At 68.5% G+C, this 16,154-nt stretch carries 16 protein-coding genes; 8 read left to right on the top strand and 8 right to left on the bottom strand.

Annotation, left to right across the window (positions count from 1 at the left end; all coding sequences use genetic code 11):
- Positions 1 to 12: 12 nt before the first annotated feature.
- A complete protein-coding gene (locus MED01_RS08695) occupies positions 13 to 417 on the bottom strand; it encodes a cupin domain-containing protein (RefSeq protein WP_238667991.1) in 405 nt (134 codons plus the stop codon).
- Positions 405 to 1,856, bottom strand: a complete 1,452-nt coding sequence (gene pdxR / locus MED01_RS08690; protein WP_238667990.1) for a MocR-like pyridoxine biosynthesis transcription factor PdxR — start codon at positions 1,854 to 1,856, stop codon at positions 405 to 407. The genes MED01_RS08695 and pdxR overlap by 13 nt, the downstream gene beginning before the upstream one ends.
- A gap of 259 nt (positions 1,857 to 2,115) precedes the next feature.
- Between pdxR and MED01_RS08685 the strand changes: the two genes are divergently transcribed.
- The gene (locus MED01_RS08685) at positions 2,116 to 2,430 is read left to right on the top strand and encodes a hypothetical protein (RefSeq protein WP_238667989.1); all 315 of its coding nucleotides are present in this window, start codon (positions 2,116 to 2,118) and stop codon (positions 2,428 to 2,430) included.
- On the top strand, positions 2,382 to 2,912 hold the full coding sequence (locus MED01_RS08680; protein WP_238667988.1) for a hypothetical protein: 531 nt from the start codon (positions 2,382 to 2,384) through the stop codon (positions 2,910 to 2,912). The genes MED01_RS08685 and MED01_RS08680 overlap by 49 nt, the downstream gene beginning before the upstream one ends.
- A gap of 114 nt (positions 2,913 to 3,026) precedes the next feature.
- Here MED01_RS08680 and MED01_RS08675 read toward each other — a convergent pair whose 3' ends face one another.
- From MED01_RS08675 to MED01_RS08665, 3 genes are all read right to left on the bottom strand, one after another.
- On the bottom strand, positions 3,027 to 4,430 hold the full coding sequence (locus MED01_RS08675; RefSeq protein WP_238667987.1) for a poly(ethylene terephthalate) hydrolase family protein: 1,404 nt from the start codon (positions 4,428 to 4,430) through the stop codon (positions 3,027 to 3,029).
- Between the two features lie 83 nt (positions 4,431 to 4,513).
- Positions 4,514 to 6,892, bottom strand: coding sequence for a non-reducing end alpha-L-arabinofuranosidase family hydrolase (locus tag MED01_RS08670; protein WP_238667986.1), 2,379 nt, complete (start codon positions 6,890 to 6,892; stop codon positions 4,514 to 4,516).
- A gap of 696 nt (positions 6,893 to 7,588) precedes the next feature.
- Complete coding sequence (locus MED01_RS08665) at positions 7,589 to 8,572, bottom strand: GNAT family N-acetyltransferase (protein WP_238667985.1); 984 nt, start codon at positions 8,570 to 8,572, stop codon at positions 7,589 to 7,591.
- A gap of 314 nt (positions 8,573 to 8,886) precedes the next feature.
- On the opposite strand from MED01_RS08665, the gene MED01_RS08660 reads away from it, so the two are divergent.
- The 5 genes from MED01_RS08660 to MED01_RS08640 all read left to right on the top strand — a co-directional run bounded on the left by MED01_RS08660 (position 8,887) and on the right by MED01_RS08640 (position 12,557).
- On the top strand, positions 8,887 to 9,765 hold the full coding sequence (locus MED01_RS08660) for a hypothetical protein (protein ID WP_238667984.1): 879 nt from the start codon (positions 8,887 to 8,889) through the stop codon (positions 9,763 to 9,765).
- Positions 9,758 to 10,258, top strand: a complete 501-nt coding sequence (locus MED01_RS08655; protein WP_238667983.1) for a SigE family RNA polymerase sigma factor — start codon at positions 9,758 to 9,760, stop codon at positions 10,256 to 10,258. The genes MED01_RS08660 and MED01_RS08655 overlap by 8 nt, the downstream gene beginning before the upstream one ends.
- Positions 10,259 to 10,489: 231 nt before the next feature.
- On the top strand, positions 10,490 to 11,104 hold the full coding sequence (locus tag MED01_RS08650) for a hypothetical protein (protein ID WP_238667982.1): 615 nt from the start codon (positions 10,490 to 10,492) through the stop codon (positions 11,102 to 11,104).
- 208 nt (positions 11,105 to 11,312) lie between these two features.
- Positions 11,313 to 12,020 (top strand): serine hydrolase, encoded by a 708-nt coding sequence (locus MED01_RS08645; protein WP_238667981.1) that lies wholly within the window; start codon positions 11,313 to 11,315, stop codon positions 12,018 to 12,020.
- 336 nt (positions 12,021 to 12,356) lie between these two features.
- Entirely contained in the window at positions 12,357 to 12,557 is a 201-nt protein-coding gene (locus MED01_RS08640; RefSeq protein ID WP_238667980.1) for a hypothetical protein, read from the top strand.
- Positions 12,558 to 12,714: 157 nt separating this feature from the next.
- Here the strand turns inward: MED01_RS08640 and MED01_RS08635 are convergent, their stop codons facing one another.
- From MED01_RS08635 to MED01_RS08625, 3 genes are all read right to left on the bottom strand, one after another.
- Positions 12,715 to 13,320: a lytic polysaccharide monooxygenase auxiliary activity family 9 protein gene (locus MED01_RS08635; protein WP_238667979.1), complete on the bottom strand. Its 606-nt coding sequence runs from the start codon at positions 13,318 to 13,320 to the stop codon at positions 12,715 to 12,717.
- A gap of 268 nt (positions 13,321 to 13,588) precedes the next feature.
- Positions 13,589 to 14,167 carry a hypothetical protein gene (locus MED01_RS08630; protein WP_238667978.1) on the bottom strand — a complete coding sequence of 193 codons (579 nt, stop codon included), beginning with the start codon at positions 14,165 to 14,167 and terminating at the stop codon, positions 13,589 to 13,591.
- Between the two features lie 360 nt (positions 14,168 to 14,527).
- On the bottom strand, positions 14,528 to 15,238 hold the full coding sequence (locus MED01_RS08625; protein WP_238667977.1) for an alpha/beta fold hydrolase: 711 nt from the start codon (positions 15,236 to 15,238) through the stop codon (positions 14,528 to 14,530).
- A 125-nt stretch (positions 15,239 to 15,363) separates the two neighbouring features.
- Here MED01_RS08625 and MED01_RS08620 point away from each other — a divergent pair, with 125 nt between their 5' ends.
- Complete coding sequence (locus tag MED01_RS08620) at positions 15,364 to 15,873, top strand: PadR family transcriptional regulator (RefSeq protein WP_238667976.1); 510 nt, start codon at positions 15,364 to 15,366, stop codon at positions 15,871 to 15,873.
- The last annotated feature ends 281 nt before the right edge of the window (positions 15,874 to 16,154 follow it).

Below are 16,154 nucleotides of genomic sequence, written 5' to 3'. Positions count from 1 at the left end.
CGTGCCTCTCCGTCAGTTCGGCCGGGTTGAGCGGCGGTCCTTACGCTGTTCGAGCTCCTCGGGGCTCACCAGCACCAGCATTTCCTGACCGGGCGCGCACACCATCACGACCAGGAATTTGGTCACCCGATCGGACAGGTTGTTGGCGGACCGGTAGTGGATGACGTCGCCGCCGGGCTCCCAGAACGCCTCACCGGCCTTGATCACCCGTTCGGGCTCACCCTCCAGCTCAAAGATCATCTCGCCCTCGAGCAGGTAGCCGAAGACCGGGCCGGAGTGCCGGTGTGGCGGCGTGCCCGGGTCGCCCGGTGGCAGTTCGATGGTCGCTGTCATCACATGGGAGCCCTCCGGCAACTCCGGCGGCATGGCCGTGCCCAGCAGCACGATCTCGTTGTTTCCGATCTTCATGGTCTGCATGAATCGAACGTATCCCCGACCGGACCAACAGGATGGACCAGTTGGCGGCGGGTCTGATGGACCAGTTGGCAGAGTCCGGACAGCGCCTCCTGCCAGGCATGAGCCGGCGGCGCCGCGTATCCGAGGACCAGGGCGGCCGCCTGCCGCTCATCCGCGGGATCGTGCCAGTAGCCGTTGCTGTGCAGGCCGATCAGGTGCAGCCCTTCGCGGCGTCCGGCCTGGATCAGCCAGCGCTCCTCCGCCACCGAGGCCAGCGGTAGCAGCGCGTGCACGCCGGCAGCGACGCCCTCCAGCGCAGTGGTGGTCACCTCGGCCAGGCGGCCGGCCAGCTCGGTCCGGCGACGCCGGTAGGTCAGGCGCATGCGGCGGATGTGCCTGTCGTAGTCGCCGTGCGTGAGCAGGTCGGCCATGGTGAGCTGGTCGATCGCGGAGACTGCGGCACCGGCCTCCACGATCGTCGTCGTCAGTTCACGACGCAGTGGCTCGGGGACGACGAACCAGCCCAGGCGGACGCCCGGCGCCAGCGACTTGCTCGTGCTGCCGGCGTACACGATCCGCTCGGGCGCCAGCGCCTGCATGGCGCCCACCGGCCGCTGGTCGTAGCGGAACTCGCCGTCGTAGTCGTCCTCGATCAGGAACGCGTCGTGCTTCCGGGCCCATGCGATGAGCCGGTAACGGTGGCGTGGGGCGAGCACGACTCCGGTCGGATGCTGGTGCGCCGGGGTGAGCAGCGCGGCCTGGCCCGCCGCGTCGTCCGGGTCGGCCCCGCCGGGGCCGACGGTGAGCGGGGTGACTGTCAGGCCCGCGGCGCGCAGCACCATGCGGTGATGGGCCAGACCGGGGTTCTCGGTGGCGATGGCGCGTACGCCGCGCCGGTGCAGCGTTCGCGCCAGGAGGGAGAGGCCCTGGGTGAAGCCCGCCGTGATCACCACCGCGTCCGGGTCGCAGAGCACTCCGCGAGTGCGCGCGAGATATCCGGCCACCGCCGCCCGCAATGCGGGTAGCCCGGTCGGCTCGGAGTAGTCCAGCGTGCCGCGCGAAGCCGTTGTCAGCGCCCGGCGGACACTGTCCGCCCAGGCCGTCCGGGGGAACGACGCGAGGTCGGGAATCCCCGGCCGCAACTCGATCAATGGCCCGGCCGGGGGCGACGGCCGCGGTTGCCTGCGCGAGTCGGGCGGATCATGGAGTACGTCCGCGACCCTGGTTCCCGAGCCCGGTGCCGTCAGCAGCCATCCTTCCGCCACCAGTTGCGCGTACGCCTGCACCACAGTGCCCCGGGCCAGGCCCAGGTCGGCGGCCAGGCTCCGGCTCCCAGGTAGGCGCGACCCGGCCCGCAGCCGGCCTGTCCGAATGCTCTCCCGTAACGCGCTCTCCAGCGAGCGACCCGGGAAACCCGCACTCCGATCGAACTCCAGATGCAGGTCAAGCGACTTCGTCACTCGGTAACGATCCCATCCGTGCGAGCAGCGCCGGCAGGTTCGGCGACGACTCACGTGCCGGCCGCCGCCGGTCACCGCAGCGACAGTTGCGGGCTCCACCCGCTCGGGCGGTCTGAGCGGTTTTCGCCGAGCTGAGGAGTCTCGGAGAGGTAGAACCAACAGTGACATCACAGCGGTTGACCTCTCTTTCACCCCGGCGCCCGGTCCGGGCGCCGCACCCCCGCGGCGTCACGGGGAAGGCGGACCGGGAGGTGACTCAGTGCGTATCGGGGTAGCTGGCGGGACCGGCGGCGTCGGACGCCTCGTCGTCCACGCCGTAGGGGCTGCCGGCCACGAGCCGGTCATCCTCGCCCGCTCCGCAGGCGTGGACCTGATCCGCGGTTCCGGGCTGGACGAGGCGCTGACCGGCGTGAATTGGGGTTACTACCTGCCCGTCCGACTTCCGGGAGCGACCGGTCGAGCCATGGCCGGACACGGCCTGCTGCCCAGCGGCCCGGGCCCGCGCGGCAGACAGACCCTGGACCAGTGGCTGACCAGCCCGGCAGCGCAGCACGACGCCCGGCGGGCCCGATGAACGACGGCCGGTCACCCAGCCCCGCCGCGCCGCAGGCAGCGTCAGCAGACGGGCGGGACACCGCGCTGACCGCGTTGATCCGGACCTCCCTGGCCGTCCTCTTCCTCGACGAACTCGTTGTCGGGTTCTGGAACCAGGCCTTCCCCGAAAGCTTCTACAACAACTTCCCGACCGTCTCCCTCACCCCGCCGTTCAGCGAGCACTACGCGCGAGACTTCGGCGGAGCTACCCTCGGCCTGGCCGTCGTCCTCGGCATAGCGTTTGTCGCACCTCGAGCCGCTTTCACCATCCCCGCCGCGGCGGCCTTCTCCACCTTCGCCATACCCCACTTCTTCTTCCACCTGACCCACCTCCACCACGCCACCCTTGGCGAGAAGGTGTTCCTGACAACCGCCAATGCCGTCGTCGCCCTGCTCGGCCTTCTCGTCATCGCCCTGACGCTCGTCCGAGACACCAGGCGTCGCCGCTCCCCGGCCACGTGATGCGGGCGGGCCCGGCGCGATGCCGGGCCCGCCCGTTTCAGGTGTGCTGGATCCCGCCCTGCCGCTGGTCGATCCGCACAGCATCGAGGAGGTGCCGAGCGGAGGCGGCCGTGATCAACCTGCGAGGGCGGCGAGCCGGAACTGCTGGTTGGTTTGTCCGTGGCAGTCGTAGAGCTGGATCTGGGCGCCGTTGGCGGTGCTCCAGGCGTCCAGGCATCGTCCGGATTGGACGTTGCTGATGGTGCCGTTGGAGTTGACGTTCCACTGTTGGTTGGTCTGGCTGTGGCAGCTGTAGATCTGCACTGCCGCGCCGTTGCCGGTGCCGGCCGCGTCGAGGCACATGCTGCCGTACACCTGTAGTTGTTTGCCTGAGGTGTAGGTCCAGGCCTGGTTGGTCTGCTTGTTGCAGTTGTAGAGCTGGACCCGGGTGCCGTTGTTACGCGAGGCGTTGGGTACGTCGATGCACCGGCCGGACTGCGTGCCGACGATCTCGCTGGCGGAGCCAGGTGGGACGGTCGGTGGATCGGTGGGGGTCGGCGGATCCGTGGGGGTCGGTGGATCGGTGGGGGTCGGCGTGGAGGGCAGCAACGGGCAGGTGCTGCGGTAGGTGACCACGCCGCTGGAGTCCAGCAGTGGGCAGAGGAACTGGCTGTACCGGGCGTCATTGTCGATGAACATCTTGACGAACGGCAGCATGGTCCGGACCATCACCGGGTTCGACCGTCCGACCATGAAGCCATGATCCGCGCCGGCGACCTCCAGGTAGACGCTCTCCGTCGTGGCCGGGAGGCTGTTGTACAGGCCGGTGGCGTAGGACGGGGTGACCACCGTGTCCGCCTGCCCAGCGAAAATCATGGTGGGCACCCGGTCGTTGGCCAGGTTCGACGACGGCGAGTAGGGCGCGATGCCGACCACTGCCTTCAACGACGGGCGTCGGGTGGCCGCGCTCAGCGCGCCACCGCCGCCCATCGAGTGACCGGCGACAGCCAACCGGTTGGGGTCGACCCGGTCGCGGACGGGGCTCTGCTGTGTGAGGTAGTCCAGTGCGGCGAGCAACTGGGTGCCGCGGGCCGTGTCGAAGTCGTTGCGGCTGTTGGTCTCGATGCCGATCACGACGAAGCCATGGGACGCCAGCCACGGGCCCATCCAGGCCAGTTCGGCGGAGAACAACGCGGTGTAACCCGGCGAGATCGCGATGGCACCGAAGGTGCCCTGGCTGGTGTCGGTCGGGTAGTAGATCCGGCCGCCGTTGAAGCCGTACCCGGTCGGGACGCTGACCGAGGTGTTGGCGAAGGGGCCGTTCACCGCGGTGACGCTGGTCCGGGTGGGGTCCGGGCCGCGCTGGTAGGGGTTGTCGGCGGCCGACGCCGACCCGGTGGCCAGGGTGACGGTCAGTAGGCCGACCGCTGCGGCGATCCCGGCCGCAGCGAGTTTGACCAGCCGGCCACGGATGCGGGGCGCCACGTGGTCGGCGGGGGTGTTCCCCGAGGGCGGGGGGTGGTGCGCGGGTCCTTGCACTGTCGGTACCTCCTGGTGGTGGAGCGGGGGGCGGGTGGGCTCGTCGTGTGCCGAGCCCACCCGCCCCCGGTGTCGTCCGATGGTCAGCGTTGCAGGGTCAGCAGACCCGGCCGGTACGGCAGGAGGCCGTAGTCGCCGCCGGAACTGGGGGAACGACCCTGGTAGAGCAGTTGCAGGTTGCAGGCGTTGACGGTCATCGTCTGGTCCGCGTTGGTCCGCAGCAGCTCACCGTGGCTGATGTCGTTGGTCCAGGTCGCGCCGCTGTTGGCCTTGCCCGCGAACGGGTTGCTCTCGGACGTGGCCTGCGGCGTCCACGAACCACCCAGACTGGTGGCCGTGAACGAGCGGAAGTAACGCCCGTTCGCGCCGATCGCTTCGACGATCATGAGGTACTTGTTCAGGCCCTGGAGCTTGTAGACCTGAACGGCCTCGAACAGGTTGTTCGTCGTGTCGGTCATGATCGTGGTGTAGTTGGAGCCGAAGCTGCCCGGGAAGTTCCCGATCGGCATGCTCGCCCGGTAGATCCGACCGTTGTCGCCGGCGAAGAACAGGTACATGTTCTGGTCGTCGCCGATGATCGCCTGGTCGATCGGACCGGTCGAGGAGTTGGAGATGCTGCCGGTGAACAGCGTCTGGGCCGACGACCACCCGTTCGGGTTGGTCGGGTCACTCGAGGTCCGGTACGAGAAGGCCGTGCCGCCCCACTGATAGGCCAGGACCCAGATGTTGCGCGGGGCGAAGTAGAACAGCGACGGCGCGACGGTCGCCGAGTTCATCGCGTTCTGGCTGGCCGAGCCCATCTGCGAGTAGTTGCTGAAGAGACCGAAGTTCATCGAGCCCCATGTGGTGCCGGTGTCGTGCGTGGTGGCGTAGACAAGCTGCTGGCCGTTGTACGGGGCGACGGTGAAGTCCTTCAGCGACACCCACCCCGACCTCGGCTGCGCCAGCGCGCCGGTCGACGACCAGCGGTACGACGAGGGAAGGTCACACGTGTCGCCGGTCGGCGGGGGCGTGGTGGGCGTCGGCGTGGGCGTCTGGGTGCCGCCGCCGACGGCGGCGAGCCGGAACTGCTGGTTGGTTTGTCCGTGGCAGTCGTAGAGCTGGATCTGGGCGCCGTTGGCGGTGCTCCAGGCGTCCAGGCATCGTCCGGATTGGACGTTGCTGATGGTGCCGTTGGAGTTGACGTTCCACTGTTGGTTGGTCTGGCTGTGGCAGCTGTAGATCTGCACTGCCGCGCCGTTGCCGGTGCCGGCCGCGTCGAGGCACATGCTGCCGTACACCTGTAGTTGTTTGCCTGAGGTGTAGGTCCAGGCCTGGTTGGTCTGCTTGTTGCAGTCGTAGAGCTGGACCCGGGTGCCGTTGGTGGTCGAGGCGTTGGGTACGTCGATACACCTGCCAGATTGGGCGCCGACGATCTCGCTGGCGGAGCCCGGCGGGACGGTGGGAGTCGGACCCGGCGTGGTGGGCGTGGGGGTGGTCCCGGGGCCCGCGCTGTTCAGCGCCTCAAGGGCGGCCGTGTAGGCGGCCTTCTTGTTGCCGTTGCAGTCGAAGAGCAGCGGAGTGCCGCTGGAGCGCCACGAGTCGCAGTCGCGCACACCCCACACGGTGAGCCCGTTGCAGCGAGCCACGGCAAGGCAGTCGTTGACCACGCTGCGGTAGGTGTTGGCCTGCGTCGTGCCGGAGCCCTCGATGTCCAGTTCGGTGATCTGCACGTCCACGCCGAGGGCGGCGAAGCTGGACAGCGTCGTGCGGTAGTTGCTGTTGTAGGGCGAGTTGGCGTTGAAGTGCGACTGGAACCCGACGCAGTCGATCGGCACGCCACGGGACTTGAAGTCGCGCACCATGTTGTACACGGCCTGGGTCTTGGCCCAGGTCCAGTTGTCGGTGTTGTAGTCGTTGTAGCAGAGCTTCGCGTCCGGGTCCGCCGTGTCGGCGGCGCGGAACGCCGCCTCGATCCAGTCGTTGCCGGTGCGCTGCAGGTTCGAGTTACGACGGGCGCCGCTGTTGCCGTCCTCGAACGCCTCGTTCACCACGTCCCACGAGTAGATCTTGCCCTTGTAGTAGCCCGCCACCCGGTTGATGTGGTTGAGCATCGCGTTGCGCAGCGCGGTGCCCTCCATGCTCTGCATCCAGCCCGGCTGCTGTGAGTACCAGGCCAGGGTGTGCCCCCGGACCTTCCAACCCCGGGAGATGGCGTGGTTCACGATCCGGTCCGCGTTGCCGAAGGTGAAGTTGTTCTGCTGCGGCTCGGTCGCGTCGATCTTCATTTCGTTTTCGGGAGTGACGGCGTTGAACTCGCGGTTCAGGATCGTCGTGTATGCGCTGTCGCCGAGCTTGTTCGCGGCGACGGCGGCACCGAAGTACCTGCCGGACTGGGCCGCGGCGGCACCGAGGGTCGTTTCGGCGGCCTGGGCCAGGTTGGGCAGCAGCGACACGATCAGGGCCAGAATTATCGCGGCCATTCCGGAAAGAGTGAGTGTTCGTAGTCGGGTGCGCCCGAGGGGACGGGTCCGGGAAACCATGCTGATCCTCCAGTGGTGGGGTAGGGGATTCCTGTCGCTGTTCCATTGGGAGGCCCCGCTCGGATGGCGGCGGCCGCGATGGTGAGTGCGCCCGAGCGGGGGCGGGACTCATGTCAGGCGTCCGCCCGGATGCGAGTCGGCTCGGGCTACCTGGCCAGCGGATATAGGGGTGGTGACAGGCATGCCCGGTCGCCCGTGGGGGAGTGGTTGCGGGCGCTGGGCTCGTTCGGTGGTGGACGTGGTCACCTGGTAGGTGGGTGGGCCCGACGGTCGCGTGGAGCGCCTCCAGTGCTAACGGATCTTGTTAACGTTCACACTTGTCGATGGCTCTCAGGCTGGCAGAAAATTCCAGAGTTTTCAACCGGTAGTTTCGGGCCTGTTGCGGATCAGGGCGGAAGGATTGGAGCCTTGCCGCACCGTGGCTGGTCGACGCGCGTTACGCGGTGGTGCCTGGCATCGCGCCGTTGCCTGCGCGGACGGCGCTGTGGGACTGGCGGAAGGCGCTGCTCCAGGCGGTCGCCGGCCTGGTGGTGTTCCGTGGTGCGTAACGCCCGGAACATTTCGCGTGCGCCCAGCGCCTCGTGGTAGGACGCGGCGTGGCCGCGGCGCTGAGCGCGAGTCGACGAAACGTCGGGTCTACGGCTGCTCGTCGGCCTCGGGGGTGAGCTGCCGCATCAGCACCGCGAACCCTTGCCCCGACTCCACAAAACCCAGTTTCCGGTAGAGCGCCAGAGCGGGGTGGTTGCTGTCGGTGACCTTGAGTCGTAGGTGTGTGATGCCGGCTGAGTGCGCACGGTGCAGGACCCGCGAGATCATCGCCGTGGCCACGCCACTGCGGCGCCAGGCTGCTCGGGTGCCCAGACAGTGCAGAAGCGCTGTCGGCGTGTCAGTGCTGCCGTCGGCGAGCGCGAAGAGGAAGCCGGCCACCGGGTTGTCGCTTCGGTCGGCCTCGGCGAGCACCAGACAGGAGAGGTCGGGCAGGAACCGCGGATGTCCGGTCGCGTGCTGGGGCCAGGTGCGCTGGTCTGGTCGAACCGCTGCCGGGCTGTCGGCGTAGGCCTCATTGTGGGCCAGCCGGGCCAGTTCGTCGTAGCGCTCCTCGACAGGCGTCAGCACCAGACCGGGCGGCAGCGCGGGAGCCGGCGGCTCATCAGGCACCGCCAGGACGAGGTCCCGTTCGTGCCGGACCAGCGCGAAGCCGCCACCGATCAGCAGCTCGCGGCCAGCCCGATCGTTCTCGGCACACCGGATGCCGAGGACGGCCTGTGCTGATCCTCGGTTGTCGCGTAACTGCTTCGCCTGGTCGATGAGCCAGCGGTGCAGCTCTGCGCGGACGTCGTCCGCGATGTCGGGATGGAACACGTTGGTCAGGCGAATGCGGAGCACGTCGTCCGCTGTTCCCATGTCGGCGACCTCGCCGTATGCGGCGACGCTGCCGGTCTCATCGCGGCCAACTCGGGTGCGTCCGGCACTGTCCGGCCCGAGAGTGGCCAGTCGATTCCGGACGTCCTCAGCGCGCTGCTCCATGCCGACGGGGGCGACCGCCTCGGCGCGCTGAAAGAGCGCCGCCAGCGCTGCTGCCTCGGCTGATGTGGCGCGACTCCAACCTGCGATCCTCATCGATGGTCATCCTAATGGAACTGGTTCGATGAAGGGGAACCCCAGCACCCTAACCTCCTAGGACGCTCTACGGGTTGTGTCTCAACCGTGCGCCAGCCAGCAGCTTCAGCTGCTCGAACCGTCCGCAGCAACGCCTTTGGCCTGCGGATCGTGACGCTACGGAGGGGGCAGCACACGTACTGAAAACACCATGTTCCGCGGACGCGGGTGATTGAAAGTTCGCGCCAAAACTCGGTAACCAAATCGGCTGGCCAACCCGTCAGGTCAATGACGGATCGCCACTGCGGGCGGTCGGCCGAGGAGGAACAAGGGACATGGGCGATGTGCGTGGGCGTTTCACTGACGAACTGGCCCAACATCCCGCCCCGCCACTGGGTGACCTGGTCCAACAGTCGGTGGTGCAGGGCCGCCGACTTCGTCACCGACGCCGCCTGGCGCAGTTCGGCGCCGGCGGATCGGCGTTGGCGATGCTGCTCGTGATCGGCCTGGCCGCCGGGCCGCTCGGCGTCGGCGCGGATGATGCCGGTCAGCCCGCGGGGCCGAACCTGGGTCTGCCGGGCGGGTCGGTCGACACCACCTCGCCGTCCCCGGCCGCGCCCTCGGCTGGCGCCCCGGTCCGGTTCGAGGAGGGCGCCGACGAGGAACAGGGAGGGCTGGTCCCGCCGACTCCCTCGACCACCGTGATCGACACCGTGAGGATGGGGCCGGGGCCGGACGGCGAGCTGCTGACCACCACGCCGCAGGGCGCCTTGGAACTGCTGACCCGGCTGCTGCCCCAGGGGAAGACCGGCGGCTATGCAAGTCTGCCGAGCCGCGGGGCAGGCTCCGGCATGCCGTACGTCCAGCTCTACCTGGACCGAGGCGATGGAGCGGGAATGGTGGGGCTCTCCATCTACCGGGACCGCCTCGGCGGCGATCCTGTCCCGGGGACGGTGGAGCTGACCGAAGTACCCGGCAACTGCTTGGAGAGCCAGAGGGTCACCGTGCACCACAGCGCTGGCCTCCAGGTCGATCTCATGATCGCTACCTGTCTGGCCTGGGACCCCAAGGGAACCTCGCCGGCATCGCCCGTCCTCTCCGTGAAGGAGGCGACCGCGATCGCCGCCAACCCGATGTGGGGGACGAAACTGCCGGCCGAGTACGTCCGCAACGGTGCCAAGAGGTTCCCGAAGCTGGCCCGGTCGAATGGCTGACGAGGAGTTCGTGGAGTTCGCGCAGGCGGCCGCCGGCCGGTTGCGCGACGCGGCGTTCCTGATGTGCCGCGACTGGCATCTCGCCCAGGACCTCACGCAGACGACGCTGGCCAAGGTGTACGCCAACTGGAGGCGGGTCCGTCGGGCCGACGACCCCCACGCGTACGCCCGCAAGATACTGCTGCGCTGCATGATCGACCAGCAGCGGCGTCGCTCCAGCCGCGAGTTGGCGATGTCGGCGCCGCCGGAGCGGAGCGAGGAACATCCGGCCGAGCTGCGCATGACGTTGCTGGACGCGGTCGCCACCCTGCCGTTGCGGGACCGGGCGATCATCGTCCTGCGCTACTGGGACGACCTGAGCGTGGAGACAACCGCCGAGGTTGTGGGCGTCTCCACAGCCGTCGTCAAGAGCCAGAGCATGCGCTCCCTCAACCGCCTGCGTGAGTTGCTCGGCGCGACCCGTTCCGAGCTGTTCGCCGAGGAACGCCATTGACCGGTTCCGTCCGCCGCCGGGGTGTGGCGGGTCCCGATGGTGTCGGACCGGCGGCCGGCAACCGCAGCGTCGGTGCTGCGGCAGCGACGAACGTGCCGCCAGGCGTCGTCGCCTGAAGCGCCACCTGCGGTGGCAAGTACCTGTGTTTGGGGAGGTTTTTCGGTGTCCGTATCGAGCAGCAGGACGAGCCGAGGCCGGGTTCGCGGCAGAGGCCGACGTTCGGTCGCGGTCGTGCCGGTCGTCGTGTCGGCGTTGATGGTGATGGCCGCGGGGTGCCAACGGGGGGAGTCCGCTGTCGGCCCCGACGAGCCGCACACCGTGAACGCGGAACGGGGCGATCCGAGCCCGCTGCTGGGGGCGGGCGAGCTGGGAGCGGAGTGGCATGAGGACGACGCGCGAACCGGTCTGGCGTCCTGGCCGTGGGAGCAGGACAGCTGCCCCAACTATCGCAGCAAAGACTACCTGGCCAAGTCGCATCGGCGCGCCGCCGTGGAGCGCTACTACCGGCTGTCTGACGGCTCGTCGCCGGCCCACCACGTCGTGGAGACGTACGAACCTGGTTGGGCCGAGCGGAACGTCGATGACGTCCGTCGGGTCCTTCTGCGGTGCGCGAGCTACCCGGTCCTCGGATCGCATGTCTCGTTCGACGTCGTCGACCCGCATTATCTGGAGGGCACCGGGATGCTCGTTCGAGGTCGTATCGCGCATGCGGACACCCCGAACACCATCACGTACTTCGTGATGGTGAAACGAGGCGAGACGGTCTCGACGGTCCGCCTGCCCGATCCGGGCAGCCGGGCCGTGGTGGACTCGATCGCGGCGAGGGCGGTGGCCCGCCTTGGCTGAGCGGAAAGGGCGGCAGCTGCCGCGACGCTGGGTCATCTCCGCGGTCACGATGTCGCTGGCCGGCGCTGCGACGGCCGCCTTCGGTGCCACCCGCGACGGCGACGGAGGGGGAGGCGGGCCATCGCTCGGTTCCTCCCCTGCCAGTCCGATCCCCACGACGCCGGCCATCGACTGGATCGGCCAGGCGAGAACGCGCATCACTGCCTACGTGGAGCGATACGACGGCCACCTGGCGGTCGCGGCTGTGGACCGACTGGGAACGGCTGAGGTGACTGTCGGCGCCAAACGGTTCGAGACCGCCAGCATCGTCAAGGTCAACATCCTCGCGGCTCTGCTGCTGCGCCAGAACCCGCCGGGCAAGGCCCTGGGAACTGACACCCGGCGGTTGGCCGAGGCCATGATCGTGTCCAGTGACAACGATGCGGCCGTCGCCCTGTGGCAGCGGATCGGGGGCTCGCGCGGCCTCAACGCCGCGAACCGCGCGCTCGGTCTGCGCGAGACCAAGCCCAACTCGCACTGGGGACTCACCACCACCACTGTCGCCGACCAGCTTCGCCTGCTGACGGCGGTGACGTCACCGACGGGACCGCTGACCCCGCAGGACCGTACCTTCATCATGGGCCTGATGAAGAAGGTGATCCCCGAGCAGCGATGGGGGGTCCCCGCCGCACGGGAGCCGGGCAGTCGTTCCGACTACGTCAAGAACGGCTGGGACACCGCCGATGTCGACGGCGGCCGCTGGCTGGTCAACAGCATCGGACGGATCGCCGAGGCGCGTCATGACTGGCTGATCGCCGTGCTCTCCGACCATCACGTGAGCCGGAAAGAGGGCATCCGCGTCGTCGAGAGGGCCGCCACGTACGTGCTCACCGAGCTGCGCGCCGCCACTGCGCACGACGGGCTGTCGCAGGGGTAGGCCCCGCGTCCGCTGAGGCCGACAGTGGGTCGGTCGACCTGCCCGGCCGGGCGCTCGTCATCGTCGGCGACAAACAATTCCCGATCTTGTACCCATCCGTCTGCGGGTCGGCCTCGAATGCCTCATGACAGCAGCAATCGAGTACAAGCATCTGAGGAGTTCGTATGAAGCGGCGCCTGTCTGCCACGGTCGGCGTGATCGCCGTGCTGGCCCTTTCCGCCTGCGGCGGTGCTGACGGCGAGGACACCGCCAGTGGCACGCCGAGTACGTCCGCCAGCGCGCCGATGGCCTCTGCCTCGCCGTCGATGGTGATGTCGGGTCAGTTCGGCTCGGGCTGTGCGGCCGTGCCGACCGATCCGTCCAACCCGGGAGTACACCTGCGACCAGGCCGGCGGTGTGCGGCTGCACGCCCGCCGGCTGCTGGTCAACGAGCGCAGGACCCGCGCTTACAGCCTGTCCCGGATCACTCAGGACAGCCAGTGGCACCAGACCGAACCTCTCCAACGACTGGCCCTCGCGAGCATCCGCCTCGACTGACGCGGCGGTGGCCGGTCACACCGGTCGACATCGCGGCGGAAACCGGAGGGTGGACGAGTGCGCGGGGGTGCGGATGAGGCCAGGACCGGCACAGCGATCCGGCTCAGGGCGCCAACGCCCTGAGCCGGATCGATTCTCTAGCTGTCGGTCGTGCCGATCAGGTGACGTTGATGTCGCTGCACCACATGTAGGTCTGGTCCAGGTGCGACGCCCTCCAGAGCACGAACAGGATGTGGTTCCCGCTGCGCGACGGAAGCGAGACGTTGAACGAGATGTTCTGCGCCGGCGCGTAGCGCCCCGTCGTCGTGATCAGGTCGAGGTTGCCCCACCCGAGTTTCTGGGTGGATGGGTTGAACCCCTGCTTGGTGACGTAGACCTGGAAGTAGTCAGCGCCGTGGCTGGCCTGGTCGTACAGCTGGACCGTGAGGTTGCGGCTGACGGTGGTCGTCTTCCACGCCCCGGGCTGGTTCACGCTGTCGTTCCTGGACAGGGCGTTGCTGCACAGCTGCCCGTCCGGGGTACGAGCCTGGTACTGACCGCCGAGGCCGTCGCGCAGCTGGCTCATCCAGTTCCACATGGTGTCGGGGTTGGCCTGGAACGCCTGCCAACACATGGGGTCCTGCGTCTGCATGGCGGGATTCATGTGCTGGTTGCCCCAGGTCTTCCAGCACTGATAGGCGCGACTCATCGGGTTGATGATGGTGCCGTGGGCCTGGGCTGCCCCGGTGAAGGGCAGCATGCCGGCCACGATGGCGAACACCATGACGAATGCTCGCAGCGACCGACGGACTGGTGACCGGGATCGTCCGCCGGATCGATCGGACTTGAGTGAACGCACTGTTCATCCTCCGCTCATCGGGACTACAGATCAGAATGGGAACGCTCCCAAACCAACTGTTGCATCTATCGGTGTAAATATCAATCGTTATCTATCTATGGTCGGATGTGGATCGAGCTGACCGGGCTGTCCGCAGCCGCCCCGGTTCGGATCAGGGTGGGGCGATGACCACGCCACCGGCTGCCCGGCATGGTCACAGGCCGGCTGCGGCGTCGTATCGGCGGCGCTGGTCGGCCATCTCCGACTCGGACAGCGCCTCCTTGAGCGCCAGATCCGCGTACTTGGGCGGGAGCATCTGCCGCACCCGGTCGGTGAACATGACCTCGGCGGTCGCCTCGACCACCTGGATGCCCGGAGGCTCGGTGGACATGTCCATGATCACGGGACCGGCCAGTTTGACCGCCACGTCCCAGGGGCGCTTCTGTTCGGCCACCCCGCAGAGGTGGAAGCCGTAGACCGTCTGCACGTCGGCGAGCGCCGTGGCCTCGGTCGGCTCGTAGCCGTAGACGCGGACCCCGCAGATCACCGCCGGCTTCGCCGTGCTGGCCGCCTGCTGGGCACCGTGTCCGGCGTGGTTGTGCTGCCCCGGGTCCGCCTGTTCGAGCGTGGTACGCATCCGGGCGATGATCTGCGACTGCAGATCCGCCGGCTTCGCCTCCGGGCCGGCCCGGTTGACCAGTACGACGGTGCCGGCCGACACCACCAGCAAAATCACCGCTACCCACACGAAGCGGTTCCGGTACCAACCCGCGAAAGTCTCTCGGGAAATCATTGTTGCTTCTCACCTCGTCGCCGGTTCTGGTGCTGGCAGGCCGAATCGGACGCCCCCGGCGGGTCAGGCGTCGAGCGCGTCAGCCGTCGGGGACACGTGCCGGGGGTTACCTACGGCGGGCGAGAATGATTGCCCGGCAAGGTGCCCGCCGTCGTAGAGATGGCCCGGCGATTCGCCAGGCGCGCGTCCGCCAGGGCGGCGCGCTGCCGGCGCTGCGATGCTCCCGTGCTGGCCGTTCCCAGCGCGGTTGCCCCCGCGCTGCGGCGATATGAGCCATTCCAGCACGTCTGGATCGGCTTTGGCAACATCGACGGGCATCAGCGTGAATTCGGCCCGGTCACCCGCTCCAGTGGTTGAGGATCACCGCCCCCGCAATGCCGCCTCTGTGGCCGCGACGAAGCCATCGGGGTTGTCCAGCATGATGTTGTGGCCAGCCTCTGGTACGGCGACCACCCGGACGCCGGCATCGGTCAGGGCGCGCGCGCCCCTCGGCTCGTTGTCGGCCGGATGGAGGTATGTGCGCGGTACGGGCAGGTCGACCAGCAGCTCACGCATGGTGGGGGTGGTGGCGCGGCCGAGGTGGACCGCAGTGCGGTAAAGCGCCTCCGGGCCGGTGAGCCGCATCGTCGCCGCCCAGGCCGGGCCGACCCGGGTGAGGGTCTCGGACCGGCCGCCGCCGTGGACGAACTGCTCCTCCGTGTAGCGGGCGCCGATGCCCTCGCCCGGCGGCTGCGGGTCGAGGGTGGCGTCGACGAGGACCAGTGCGGAGACAAGGTGCGGATGGCGCGACGCCAGGACGATGGCGACGGCGCCGCCCATGCTGTGTGCGATCACCTGCGCGGCGCTGACCTTGGCTGCTGTCAACGCGGTAGCGAGGAGGTCGGCGTGCTCCTCAAGGGTGTACGAGGCGTCGACCGGCCGGTCGCTGATGCCGTGCCCGAGCAGATCCATCAGCAGGCTGCGTCGTCCGGCGAGGGCGGGGTTGGTGGCCACCGCCGCGTAGTACGCCAGCGAGGAGGCGCCGAGCCCGTGCAGGTAGACCCGAGTGGGTTCGGTGCCGGGGAGCTCCACCCAGCGGATCGTCGTGCCATCTGGTCGAACCTGGGCGCCGCGCATCACATACCTCCTGACCCATACCTCGTGTTCGAGGTATCTCTTGGCCGAGGTAAGCTAACACGGTGTTGGAGTTCGCGATAATGGGCTTCCTGGCCGACGCCCCGCTGCACGGCTACGAGCTGCGCAGGCGCGTGGCCGCACTCACCGGCCACGTCCGGCCGATCGCGGACGGGACGCTGTATCCGACGATCAAGCGCATGGAACGTGCGGGCCTGCTGCGCCGTGACGTGCAGGCTGGACAGATGGCGGCACCACGGCACGTGCTGACCCTGAGCCCGGCCGGGCAGGCGGAGTTGCTGCGTCAGCTCCGCGCACCCGACGAGCTGTTCATCACCGACGAGAACCGCTGGTTCACGCTGCTGGCCTTCCTGCGCCACCTCGACGACCCGGCGGCCCAGGGGGCCGTGCTGCGCCGGCGGCTGACTTTCCTCACCCAGCCGGCAAGCTTCTTCTGGGACGGCGACCGGCCACTACGCGCCAACGACTTCCCCGACGACCCCTTTCGCCGAGGATTGTTCCGCATCGCCACCGCCACCAGCCGCACGGAGATTGCCTGGCTGCGGGAAATGCTGACATCGCTCGCCCGATGACCACCGCCATCGCTCAAGGACCTGGCCCTCGGCCCACTGCTCCGCGAAATCGCGATCCTGCGAGTTGCCCAGTTGAGCGACGTGGCATACGAGTGGGCTCAGCACGCGCCCATCGCCCGCTCCGTCGGCGACGTCCGCCCGCCCGACGAGTCGACAAGCCGATGGGCGCCGCCGTTTACGGTGCGCGGCCCTGACTAATGTCATGAGTACCTGTGCGCCTCGCATCGAAGGTGATGACTAAGCGCACTGGAGCCCACCACGTCCCGTCGATGAGACTCGAT

The organism is Micromonospora alfalfae, assembly GCF_022230925.1.
Taxonomy (GTDB): domain Bacteria; phylum Actinomycetota; class Actinomycetes; order Mycobacteriales; family Micromonosporaceae; genus Micromonospora; species Micromonospora alfalfae.
The sequence above is the reverse complement of the archived record's forward strand: the minus strand, read 5'-3'. Positions and strand labels throughout refer to the sequence as shown.